This is a genomic window from Eremococcus coleocola DSM 15696 (assembly GCF_000428865.1).
GTDB classification, from domain to species: Bacteria; Bacillota; Bacilli; order Lactobacillales; family Aerococcaceae; genus Eremococcus; species Eremococcus coleocola.
In genome coordinates this window covers 59,338-70,374 of sequence record NZ_AUAT01000007.1, presented here as the reverse complement: position 1 = coordinate 70,374, position 11,037 = coordinate 59,338, and the positions used below count along the sequence as shown (strand labels likewise).

11 protein-coding genes are annotated in these 11,037 nt (G+C 40.7%); 3 read left to right on the top strand and 8 right to left on the bottom strand.

Features of this window, described 5'->3' with window-relative positions:
- Positions 1–10 precede the first annotated feature (10 nt).
- From G396_RS0102770 to tsaE, 4 genes are all read right to left on the bottom strand, one after another.
- Positions 11–1,099 carry an ABC transporter ATP-binding protein gene (locus G396_RS0102770; RefSeq protein WP_006418127.1) on the bottom strand — a complete coding sequence of 363 codons (1,089 nt, stop codon included), beginning with the start codon at positions 1,097–1,099 and terminating at the stop codon, positions 11–13.
- Positions 1,100–1,483: 384 nt separating this feature from the next.
- On the bottom strand, positions 1,484–2,395 hold the full coding sequence (murB, locus tag G396_RS0102765; RefSeq protein WP_028124985.1) for a UDP-N-acetylmuramate dehydrogenase: 912 nt from the start codon (positions 2,393–2,395) through the stop codon (positions 1,484–1,486).
- Between the two features lie 118 nt (positions 2,396–2,513).
- Positions 2,514–3,053, bottom strand: a complete 540-nt coding sequence (locus G396_RS09985; RefSeq protein ID WP_006418117.1) for a GNAT family N-acetyltransferase — start codon at positions 3,051–3,053, stop codon at positions 2,514–2,516.
- Positions 3,053–3,529, bottom strand: coding sequence for a tRNA (adenosine(37)-N6)-threonylcarbamoyltransferase complex ATPase subunit type 1 TsaE (tsaE, locus tag G396_RS0102755; protein WP_028124984.1), 477 nt, complete (start codon positions 3,527–3,529; stop codon positions 3,053–3,055). The genes G396_RS09985 and tsaE overlap by 1 nt, the downstream gene beginning before the upstream one ends.
- Before the next feature lie 145 nt (positions 3,530–3,674).
- Here tsaE and G396_RS0102750 point away from each other — a divergent pair, with 145 nt between their 5' ends.
- Positions 3,675–4,304, top strand: a complete 630-nt coding sequence (locus G396_RS0102750) for a DUF4430 domain-containing protein (protein WP_028124983.1) — start codon at positions 3,675–3,677, stop codon at positions 4,302–4,304.
- Positions 4,305–4,658: 354 nt separating this feature from the next.
- Here the strand turns inward: G396_RS0102750 and pta are convergent, their stop codons facing one another.
- The 4 genes from pta to nrdI form a co-directional block, all read right to left on the bottom strand.
- Positions 4,659–5,648 (bottom strand): phosphate acetyltransferase, encoded by a 990-nt coding sequence (gene pta, locus G396_RS0102745; protein WP_028124982.1) that lies wholly within the window; start codon positions 5,646–5,648, stop codon positions 4,659–4,661.
- 292 nt (positions 5,649–5,940) lie between these two features.
- Positions 5,941–7,032: a class 1b ribonucleoside-diphosphate reductase subunit beta gene (nrdF, locus tag G396_RS0102740; protein WP_028124981.1), complete on the bottom strand. Its 1,092-nt coding sequence runs from the start codon at positions 7,030–7,032 to the stop codon at positions 5,941–5,943.
- A 23-nt stretch (positions 7,033–7,055) separates the two neighbouring features.
- Entirely contained in the window at positions 7,056–9,221 is a 2,166-nt protein-coding gene (gene nrdE / locus G396_RS0102735) for a class 1b ribonucleoside-diphosphate reductase subunit alpha (RefSeq protein ID WP_034907459.1), read from the bottom strand.
- A complete protein-coding gene (nrdI, locus tag G396_RS0102730) occupies positions 9,211–9,591 on the bottom strand; it encodes a class Ib ribonucleoside-diphosphate reductase assembly flavoprotein NrdI (RefSeq protein ID WP_006418128.1) in 381 nt (126 codons plus the stop codon). Before nrdI ends, nrdE begins: the two co-directional genes overlap by 11 nt.
- Positions 9,592–9,873: 282 nt before the next feature.
- Here nrdI and G396_RS0102725 point away from each other — a divergent pair, with 282 nt between their 5' ends.
- Positions 9,874–10,332, top strand: coding sequence for a BlaI/MecI/CopY family transcriptional regulator (locus G396_RS0102725; protein ID WP_028124979.1), 459 nt, complete (start codon positions 9,874–9,876; stop codon positions 10,330–10,332).
- Between the two features lie 33 nt (positions 10,333–10,365).
- On the top strand, positions 10,366–10,779 hold the full coding sequence (locus G396_RS0102720; RefSeq protein ID WP_028124978.1) for a bis(5'-nucleosyl)-tetraphosphatase: 414 nt from the start codon (positions 10,366–10,368) through the stop codon (positions 10,777–10,779).
- Positions 10,780–11,037: the final 258 nt, after the last annotated feature.

Here is an 11,037-nt window from a genome sequence, read left to right as displayed (position 1 = left end):
GGTCGCCCTCCTAATCTTCGTATTGTTCTAAACGGGCGTCGAAGTCTTCTTCACTTTCGTTAAAGCGCATCACGTGAATGTCGGAAGGCGTAAAACTCAAACCATAGACTGAACCTGCTTGAACCTTTTGGGTGGTATGGATCATCCATTCATTACCTTCTTGGTCATAGGCAATAATTTCATTGAAGACACCCCGGAAAAGACTGGTATCAATGGTAACATTCAACTTACCTTGGTCGCGCGGCACTATGAGGATATCTTCTGGCCGGATGACCACTTCTACGGCCTCCCCTTGGGGAATCCCAGCATCTTCACATTCGAATCGACGGCCGTTAAATTCAACTAAGTAGTCTTCAATCATCTTGGCATTCACAATATTAGATTCACCGATAAAGTCAGCCACAAAATGGTTAATGGGTTCATCATAAATATCGGTTGGCGTCCCAGATTGAACAATCTCACCATCATTCATGACAAAAATCCAATCAGACATGGCTAAGGCTTCTTCCTGGTCATGGGTGACAAAGACAAAGGTAATCCCTAGTCTTTTTTGGAGTTCCCGTAATTCATACTGCATATCCGTCCGTAGTTTTAAATCTAAGGCAGACAGCGGCTCATCGAGTAAAAGTACATCCGGTTCATTCACCAAGGCACGCGCAATCGCTACCCGTTGGCGTTGCCCCCCGGATAATTCTGATATTTGTCTTTGGGCCAATTCGCCCAGTTGGACCATATTTAAGGCCTCGTGAACTTTGCTTTCTAGTTCTTTTTTTGGTGTGCCCTTGATTGATAGACCAAAAGCAACATTATCAAAGACATTCATGTGTGGAAACAAGGCGTAGTCTTGGAAGACCGTATTAACCTTGCGTTTGTTAGCGGGAATATCATTCACTTTTTTGCTACCTAAATAAACATCGCCAGCAGTTACTTGCGTGAACCCGGCAATAATTCGTAGGAGGGTTGTCTTGCCACAGCCAGATGGACCCAGTAGCGTATAGAACTTGCCCTCCTCCAATTCCATATCAATCGACTTTAAGATTTCGGTGTCATCGAAGGATTTTTTAACGCCTTCAAGTCGCACACTGTATTCTGTCTGCATCAAACATGCCCCCTTATAATTGGTTTTGTAGGAAGCGGGCAAGAAGCATGAAAATCTCTGATTTTCGCTTCGTCTGCCCGCCCAGCGCATTCTTGACTGGGATGGAAGAAGTCGTATTGCGACGCCGTTTCCATCCAGTCAACTACTGCCTTGTCTCATTCAAATTTTAAGATAAATGAGCGGGACTGAGACTTTTTGCCCAGCCTCGCCAAAAATTATAACATAGCTGACTTTAAAAAAACGGTTTTTTATCAAATTCCCATTTGAAAATTGAGAATATTCAGCTAAAGAAAAACGGAACTGAGAGTCAGACAGGTTAGCTTGGGTTGAGGGACGACAAAGAAAGAGTCTGGCGATCGCCAGACTCTTTTTAATCTTATTAAATTATGCTTCTTCCAAAGGCTGCCCAATAATTCGGACTTCGGTTTCCAACTTAACTTCATTCAGTTCCCAAATTTTGGCTTGAATAAAATGAATAAGATTTTCATAATCAGTGGCGGTTGCGCCCGCAATATTGACAATGAATCCAGCATGCTTAGTAGAGATTTGCGCCCCACCCATTTGCATTCCTTGTAAACCAGCATCTTGGATTAATTTCCCGGTAAAGTGTCCTGGAGGACGCTTAAATACAGACCCACAAGATGGGTACTCCAAGGGTTGCTTGGATTGGCGCAAATCAGTTAAGCGATCCATTTCCGCCTTAATTTTAAGAGCATCGCCAGAAGTTAAATTGAGGGTCACTGATAAAATTATCTCATTATTTTCCTGAAAAACACTATGCCGGTAGGAAAAATCACACATGGACCGGTCGTATTCGTGGAGTTGGTTGTCTCGGTCAATGGTAAGAACCGTCAAAGGAATGTCCACCATTTCACCGCCGTAAGCTCCTGCATTCATAAAAATAGCCCCCCCAGTTGAGCCTGGGATACCACAAGCAAATTCTAAACCAGTTAAACCAGCTTTATAGGCTGCCTGACTGACATCGATGATTTTGGCGCCGCTCAAGGCTGTAATCTGGGTTTGGTTAACAAGGATTTGATCCATCAAGGTCAAAATCATCACCACACCCCGGATGCCCCCGTCGCGTACAATTAAGTTAGAGAGGTTACCTAAAATGGTTAGAGGTACTTGGTTTTCCTTAACCCAAACAACAATGTCACGCACCTCTTCAACGGAACGAGGAAAGACAATGGCATCAGCTGGTCCCCCAGTTTTGGTGTAACTATAATCGGCCAAAGGCGCATCTAATTTGATTTCCATCATTGGGAAGGCCTTGACTAAAGTATTTAATTTCATTTAATTACGTCCTTTTATTATTCTTTATCTTATCCCTTTGATTCTAGTAAATAAAAGACCGTCTGTAAAGGCCAGACAGTCTAATTATTTATTATTCCGAAAACTAAGTCAAAATCCATTAAATTATTTTTTCCATAAGAAGGGTATCATAGAAAACATGGTCAATCTGGATTCGCTTGCTTAAACGGCCTACTTGTTGAAAACCATAACGCTTATATAACTTGATAGCTCTTTGATTATTCGCCATAACCTCTAAATTAAGTACCTTAATATTATTTTCTTCCGCAAACAGAATCAACTCTTCCATAAAAACTGATCCCATACCGTAGCCCCAATATTCTTTGATAATAGCCATCCCAATTTCTGCCACATGGGCTTGACGAGAGTGATTCAAGGAGATTAAATTAGCTAAACCTACCAGTTGGTCATCCACCTCAATCACTAAAAAGAGGTCCCGGTCACTGTTGAGATATTGCTGAATGAGGGTTTTCTCCCGGTCAAGTGTCATGCCCGGATCAAACATAATAAAATTAGTTTCCCGAGAGACATGACGCAACAGACCAATAATCGCTTTGGCATCTGAGAGTCGGGGTTCTCGTATTATAGTTTCTAATTCTTCCGTTTTAATCTCCGCTTGATTATCTTCATTTTTTAGCATTAGGTCCTCCTAAAAAATTTTTTCAACCATTTATCTAGTAAATCTGTATAAATTCCAGCTTCTTGCTGGCTATGGATTTGGATTAACCGATCTTGGTCCCCTTGACCTGAAAACTCAATCCACAAATAATCATTAGGTAAAGCAGGTTCCATAAATTGGGCCCATTCAATTAAAACAACTTTATCCGCTGCCAGATAATAGTCCCAATCCATGTCTTCTTGCCCCCCCGCCTCAAGACGATAAGCATCGATATGAACCAAAGTCATTTGATCTAGGGAATATTCTTTTACGATGGTGTAAGTGGGGCTTTTGATGGCACGCTGGATGCCTAAGGCTCGGCCCAGACCCTGGGTAAAGGTCGTCTTACCTGCTCCTAGATTACCTTCTAAACGTAGTACCATTCCCGCCTGTAAATAAGGGGCTAAAGCGGCTGCCAAGGCCTGAGTTTCTTGACTGGATTGTGTAATAATTTGCATTTCGGGGTCAGCTACCTTTCCCTTATATTTTCTGATGTCGTTTCCATTATAACGAAAGTTCTATTTTAATGCGATTTATTTGACTTTTCCCTATTTTATTGCTATTTTTAATAGGAATAAGTAAAAAAATCAAGGAGGGTTTTTTATGAAAAAATCACTTAAATTTATGGCAATGGCTGCCTTATCCTTATTATTAGTGGCATGTAATAATAATAACCACAATACTGACCAAGCCGCTAGTCAAGAAGCCGCTAGCTCAGCGGTCGAAAGCCAAAGTTCTGAAGCTGCTAGCTCTTCAACTAGCGAAAGTACCAGTTCAGATTCTATGACGAGTGGCTCCGAAAATAACTCAGAATCAGAAGCTAACTCAGATGAATCTGCCAGCGATAGCGAAGCAAATGGTGACGAAGCTATGGGCGAAACTGCTAAATTTAGCTTCTATATCGCAGGTCAAGAAGGTGCTATCTTAGAAGCAGATGTTCCTGTAACTGAAGACATGAGCGTTCTAGATGCCATGGAAAGTATCGATGATTTAGACTTCACCTTCAATGAAGAAGAAGGTGTAATTGACCATATTGCTGAATACGAAAATGATTACGAAAATGGCGTTACCTGGACATATCTCTTTAACGACCAATTTGCCGAATTAGGGGTTGTGTCACAAAAGCTTAAAGCTGGTGACAAGATTGCTTGGTACTACGGTACTGCTGATGACCTACCAGAAATTATTATTCCAGCTGAAGAAGATGCTACAACTGAAGAAGACGCTGAATAATATTGTTTCATATTAAAAATTGAACGCTGCCCCTAGGGGCAGCGTTTTTGTTTAGCTTGTATGAGGGGTGGTATTTAACATTAGTGTAGTAACTTGCCCAGAAAAAATTTTTGGTAACTATTGTTCGCTAAGACTTGCGAAGATAAATTTCTTGGCACGTCTGGCTCCTGTAAAATTACCAAAATCTTTTCTAACAAGTAAAATCCCGGTCAAAAGCAGCCGGGACTTTCATATTTCCCTGCAATTCCATGATGTTGACACATATTATTTCCTCCTAAAAAAAATTAAAAGGCCCCCAGCCAATCACGCAAGGTGACAACTAGGGGCACTTTAAAATCTAACTTTTTACTGAAATTATCCCATTTGAGCTTGGCGGGCAGTGATGACAGACACTTTATACACATCTTCTTCCACACAACCACGAGATAAGTCAGATACTGGCTTGTTCAAACCTTGAAGGATTGGGCCAATAGCTTGGTAACCCCCCAAACGTTGGGCGATCTTGTAGCCGATGTTACCAGATTGGATTTCTGGGAAAACAAAGACTGTTGCGTGACCTGCTACTTTTGATTCAGGAGCTTTCTTTTCAGCAACCGCTTCAACATAAGCCGCATCAAATTGTAATTCACCATCGATTGGTAGTTCAGGAGCTAATTCTTGAGCTAATTTAGTCGCTTCAACGACCCGGTCAACATCATCCGATTTTGCAGAACCTTTGCTTGAGAAACTCAACAAAGCAATGCGAGGATCAATTTCAAACATTTCAGCAGTTTTTGCAGAAACAACCGCAATTTCAGCTAATTGTTGAGCAGATGGGGCAATATTAATGGCACAGTCAGCAAAAATTAAACGTTGACCATCATTTTCACGCGGAATCATTAAGAAAGCACCAGAGGTTGATGAAATACCTTCTTTAGTCTTGATAATTTGTAGAGCTGGACGTACAGTATCACCGGTTGAGTATTGAGCACCGCAGACCATTCCATCCGCTTTGTCCATATACACTAACATTGTACCGAAGTATGCATGGTCTTTTAACATGGTTTGAGCTTTAGCTTCGTCAACTTTACCTTTACGACGTTCAACAAAAGCAGCTACCATTTGGTCGTATTCTGGATAATTTTCTGGATCGATAATTTCAATTCCATCAATAATCCAAGAGTTCTTTTGCGCAATTTCTTTAATTTCATCAGGGTTACCAATTAAGACTGGATCCACTAATTCATCTGCTTTCAAACGAACCGCTGCGCCAAGGACGCGAGGATCGGTAGCTTCTGGATAGACAATGGATACATGTTGCCCTTTCAAGTGTGCTGAGAGTGTCTTAATTACATCTTTTTTCATGCATATTCCTCCATTTTTGTTTGTGCTAACACAATTACTACTTTTATTATATCGCTAGATAGGCCCTAAGCACAATATGAAAGCATAATATAGAATATAAGCTCAGGTTATAGCTTGGACATCCTCCCACCTGGTCAGCTTGGGATATAAAAAAAGGATGGCCCATTGCCATCCTTTGCATTTACTATTCCTAAAAAAACTCAATCATAATAATTTACTAAGCACATCAAAATAAAATGACTTCGTCGTTTAAAAGCAAACATCAAAACTTTTAATGTCGTGGTGGTGGACTCTAATTATTATCTGGATTTTCTGGAGTTTGCGCCTTAATTGTTTCGAAATTCACTGGACTACTGGTTTGTTCTTCCCGTTGCCGTTTCTTTTCCGCCCGGTAAGCTCGTCGTTGTTTTTGTCGGTTAGAAGTAGCCCATTTAGAATAGTCTTCTTCTTCCATGGCTTGCACTTGTCCCAAGAGATAACCATTTCCCACTTGGGAGAAGAAATCATGGTTAGAGGTACCTGTAGAGATTCCATTCATCACGATAGGGTTGACATCTTCAGCCGTGTCAGCAAAAAGTGGGTCAAATCCAAGGTTTTGTAAGGCTTTATTGGCATTGTAGCGGACAAAGGTATTAACTTCTTCGGTCCAGCCTAATTCATCATAAATGTATGAAGTGTATTTTTCTTCATTGTTATATAACTCAAAACAAAGATTGAAGACCCATTGTTTGAGTTCTTCTTGGTCAGTTTCACTCAAGGCATTGTAGCCTAACTGGAATTTATAGCCAATATAGGTTCCATGAACGGATTCATCCCGCAAAATTAGTTTAATAATTTCAGCCACATTAGGCAATTTATTATTACCCAAATACCATAATGGTGCATAGAAACCGGAATAGAATAAAAAAGATTCTAACAAGACTGAAGCGGCTTTTTTCTGAAGCGGAGTCCCGGTTTGATAAATCCGGTTAATTTTATCAGACTTAAATTGGATTAACTCGTGGGTATCCGTCCATTCAAAAATCGCATCAATTTCCGCATTGGTATTTAAAGTGATGAAAATCGTTGAATAGGATTTAGCGTGGACAGATTCCATGAAATGGATATTGGATAAAACAGAACGTTCATGACTAGTCCGAGCATCTGGTAACAGAACGATCGCTCCCTGTTCAGATTGGACGGTATCTAAGAGGGTCAAGCCCCCAAAAACTTTCCCCACCATATCTTGCTCAGCCTTAGAGAGGCGGCGCCAGTCATCTAAGTCATTCGAAACCGGAATCCGGGTATCGAGCCAGAACTGCTCGGTTAATTTTTCCCAGGTGAGTTTATCAATGACGTCTTCAATATCGTTCCAGTTGATTGCTTTATAATTTGGTTGAACCATGTCGACTTCCTTTCTTATTGACCCTAAATTGAACAAGATTCACAGTAATTTGACCCAATTTCATCCCCATCATCGGTAAAGGTACGGACGTAGTAAATTGATTTGATCCCTTGGTTCCAGGCATAGTTCCGTAGAATATTTAAGTCTCGCGTGGTTAATTTATTATCATCAGCTTTTTTCCAAGGATATAGACCCGATGGAATTTCAGACCGCATAAAGAGAGTCATAGACATACCTTGGTCGATATGTTTTTGGGCTGCCGCATACACATCAATCACCAGACGCATGTCAATGTCATATGCAGACTTATAATAGTCAATGGTATCATTGGATAAGTATGGAGCTGGATAATAGGTTTTACCTGTTTTCTTTTCTTGGCGTTCTTCAATTAAGCGAATGATTGGATGCAGACTTGCTGAAGTTTCATTGACGTATGAAATGGATCCAGTCGGTGCGATGGCTTGTCGGTAAGCGTGATAGAGGCCATGGACTTGAACTTTTTCTTTGAGGGCTTGCCAGTCCTCAGCCGTTGGTAGGTGAATCCCCTTCATAATCTCTTTGACTTTATCGGATTGGATTTCAAAAGGTTGGTCAATATAACGGTCAAAATAAAGACCAGAAGCATAATCAGACTTATCAAAGTTATAGAAGGATTGACCCCGTTCTTGGGCAATCTGATTAGACGAAAGCAAGGTATAATAATTTACCGCATAGAAGTAAGCTTCGGTTAATTCTAAGGATTCGTCAGAACCATAGTCGATCTGATTAATCGCGAATAAGGTGTGAAGCCCCATGGCCCCTAGACCAATGGTATGTTGGAGCTCATTTCCGTTTTTAACGGAAGGAACTGCATCAATTGAAGTATGGTCAGTAACAAAGGTCAATGCCCGCACAGCGACATCAATGGATTGGGCGAAATTAGGTGATTGCACCATATTGACCACATTGGTTGAACCTAAATTGCATGAAATATCCATGCCCATTTCTTCATAACTTTGGTCATCTCGAATTTTAGATGGTTTTTGGACTTGGAGAATTTCAGAACATAAGTTAGACATGACAATCCGACCATCAATCGGGTTGGCTTCATTGGCGGTATCAATATTAATGATATAAGGGTAGCCAGATTCTTGTTGGAGCTTAGAAATTTCATTTTCTAACTCACGGGCTTTGACTTTATACTTGCGAATATTAGGGTTATGGACCATATTTTCATATTCTTCGGTAATATCGACATAAGCAAAAGCTTGGCCGTATTCTCGTTCCACGTCATAAGGTGAGAACAAGAACATATCGGCATTTTCTGCCACTAATTCGTAGAACTTATCCGGAACAGTTAAGCCTAAAGATAAGGTCTTGACCCGGATTTTTTCATCGGCATTTTCTTTCTTAGTCGATAAGAAACGGACTACGTCTGGGTGGAAAACGGATAGGTAAACCACACCAGCCCCATTCCGTTGGCCTAATTGGTTGGCATAAGAAAAGGAATCTTCGAATAATTTCATGACTGGGACAACTCCGGAAGCAGCATTTTCCACTTTTTTGATTGGAGCACCTTCTTCACGAAGATTAGATAAGTTGATTCCAACCCCACCTCCACGCTTAGATAGCTGCAAGGCTGAGTTAATTGACCGACCTATGGCATTCATATCATCAGAAATTTCAATCAAGAAACAAGAAACCATTTCTCCCCGCCGTTTACGACCCGCATTTAAGAAAGTTGGGGTCGCCGGTTGGAAACGTTGGGTAATCAATTCATCCCGTAATTTGCGGGCAAAGTCAGGGTCACCATTAGCTAAATACAAGGCATTAAAGACAATCCGGTCTTCAAAGCGTTCTAAATACCGCTTGCCGTCATTAGTCTTAAGGGCATATTGGTTATAAAACTTATGGGCTCCCATGAAAGACTTAAAACGGAATTTATAATCATAGGTCGATTGCATGAGTTCTTTAATAAAGGACCGATCATACTTATTAATAAACTCAGCTTCAATATATTCATGCTCGATGAGGTAATCTAATTTTTCATCCAAGGTATAGAAGAAAACTGTATTAGGGTTCACATGTTCCAAGAAAAAAGCTCGAGCTGCTTCCTTATCTTTATGAAGCGGGATTTTGCCGTCCACGGGAATATTTAATTCATTATTTAATTTAAAGTAAGTAATTTCGTTAGGACTTTTAGACTGAATGGGTGTTTTCAAGGTGCTTCACTATCTCCTTTACTTTGTTGACATCATTGACGGAGCCCATAAATTCGAACTCGTGCAAGAGGGGGAGGTCATAATCTAAGGCCAAATCTTTGGCGGTAAAACAGAATAAATCATTGAAATTGCGGTTTCCCCCGCCAATAACGCCTTGGCAGTGGGTTAAGTTAGCACCTGTCTCAATGAAATCATTCATAATATCCGTTACTTCAATCTCATAGGTGGGGACAATCATAATAAAATCTTGGTCAACTTCGGTAAAACAATTGGCTTCGGAAATCTCTAATAAGGGATAGTCAAACTTGTTTACAAAGCGGCGCGTATTGCCCACGATGGACATATAAACTAGTAACATCTCAATACCTCCTTGGAAAAATGTCAATTATTATCTTACCATGTAGCTTCCTTGGCAACAAGGATAAAAATCCGAATATTTAGTGGTTTGAATTTTATGCAACACAATATATTGTGGTCATATGTAAGGGATTGTAAATAACTAAGCTCGTCGCCCTTTAATTTTTAAAGGAAAAAATTATTAATTTATACCTGCTTAGGATAAAATCTACTTTACTTGTTTTAGTCAGCTGACAGGCGTAAACTAGAATAGAAGCAAATAACGTTTTGAAAGGAGTTGCCCATGTCCACCACTCAGACTAAAAAAAATAATATTACCGATGCTGAATGGGAAATCATGCGGGTTTTGTGGGCCCAAGCCCCTTTAGAATCAAGGCAAATTATTGACCGGATTCTGACCCTCCATCCCTGGAAAGAAGCCACGGTTAAAACTCTCATCCAGCGCTTGGTTGATAAAGAAGCCATAGCTAAAAACACCCTAGTTTCACCCTACCAATACACCCCTCTAGTCGACCAAATCCAAGTCTCCAATGAAAAATTAGACCAAGTGTTTCAAAAAAACTGCACTAAAGACGCGGGGGCCCTCATCCAACATAGCTTGGATATAGCCACCCTATCCCAGGCAGATTGCCAACGTCTCATCCAAGTTTTGGAAACAAAAGCTCAAACTGCACCTGACCAGGTTGCATGCCAATGCCCACCCGGCCAATGCCACTGTCATTTACACAGTCATCATGCTTAAACTGAATCAGTTTAACTCACGAAAGGAAAACCTATGAAAAAAGAAAAATCCTGTGGGGCCCTAGTTTATCATACAGATAGTAAAGGCCAAGTAATTTATTTATTAATTCAACATAAAAATGGTGGTCACTGGGCCTTTACCAAGGGCCACGTTGAAGGCCAAGAAAGTGAAGCAGAAACGGCTTTACGTGAAATTCAAGAAGAAGTTCAGCTTCAAGTTGACTTAGATCAAGGCTTTCGTCACCTTACCACCTACAGTCCCAAGCCAGGTGTGACCAAGGATGTCATCTACTTTGTAGCCCAAGCTCAAAGTCAAACGGTTAAAACTCAAGCTGAGGAAGTCCTTGCCTATGCTTGGCTTCCCTTTGACCAAGCCCTGGCTCAATTAAGCTATCCTAATGACCAGGCCATCCTAAGCGCCGCCCATGACTACCTAAGTAAAAAGTAATTACTTTTTTTAAAACTCAGCAAGATAACCACCGCCACCAAGCACCTTATTATAGGCTTGGTGGCGGCTTTTTATTTAGTGTAATTTTTCTAGCGGGTGGAAGCCAAGAATCAGGGTTCTACCCAAGCTTGCCTGCTTAAATTTTGCTTGTTGTGACAGATTTTTTATACTTATTAGTCAAGTACAGAAAGCCCAGGTTAGCTTTCTTTACTTACCACATAAGTATGGAAAAATCAGCTCAGTTTTCTTTACTTACCA

What these genes read in the sequence shown, in the direction of transcription:
- G396_RS0102770 (WP_006418127.1), bottom strand. Translation starts at nt 1,099, where the DNA reads ATGCAGACAGAATACAGTGTGCGACTTGAAGGCGTTAAAAAATCCTTC.
- murB (WP_028124985.1), bottom strand. Translation starts at nt 2,395, where the DNA reads ATGAAATTAAATACTTTAGTCAAGGCCTTCCCAATGATGGAAATCAAA.
- G396_RS09985 (WP_006418117.1), bottom strand. Translation starts at nt 3,053, where the DNA reads ATGCTAAAAAATGAAGATAATCAAGCGGAGATTAAAACGGAAGAATTA.
- tsaE (WP_028124984.1), bottom strand. Translation starts at nt 3,529, where the DNA reads ATGCAAATTATTACACAATCCAGTCAAGAAACTCAGGCCTTGGCAGCC.
- G396_RS0102750 (WP_028124983.1), top strand. Translation starts at nt 3,675, where the DNA reads ATGAAAAAATCACTTAAATTTATGGCAATGGCTGCCTTATCCTTATTA.
- pta (WP_028124982.1), bottom strand. Translation starts at nt 5,648, where the DNA reads ATGAAAAAAGATGTAATTAAGACACTCTCAGCACACTTGAAAGGGCAA.
- nrdF (WP_028124981.1), bottom strand. Translation starts at nt 7,032, where the DNA reads ATGGTTCAACCAAATTATAAAGCAATCAACTGGAACGATATTGAAGAC.
- nrdI (WP_006418128.1), bottom strand. Translation starts at nt 9,591, where the DNA reads ATGTTACTAGTTTATATGTCCATCGTGGGCAATACGCGCCGCTTTGTA.
- G396_RS0102725 (WP_028124979.1), top strand. Translation starts at nt 9,874, where the DNA reads ATGTCCACCACTCAGACTAAAAAAAATAATATTACCGATGCTGAATGG.
- G396_RS0102720 (WP_028124978.1), top strand. Translation starts at nt 10,366, where the DNA reads ATGAAAAAAGAAAAATCCTGTGGGGCCCTAGTTTATCATACAGATAGT.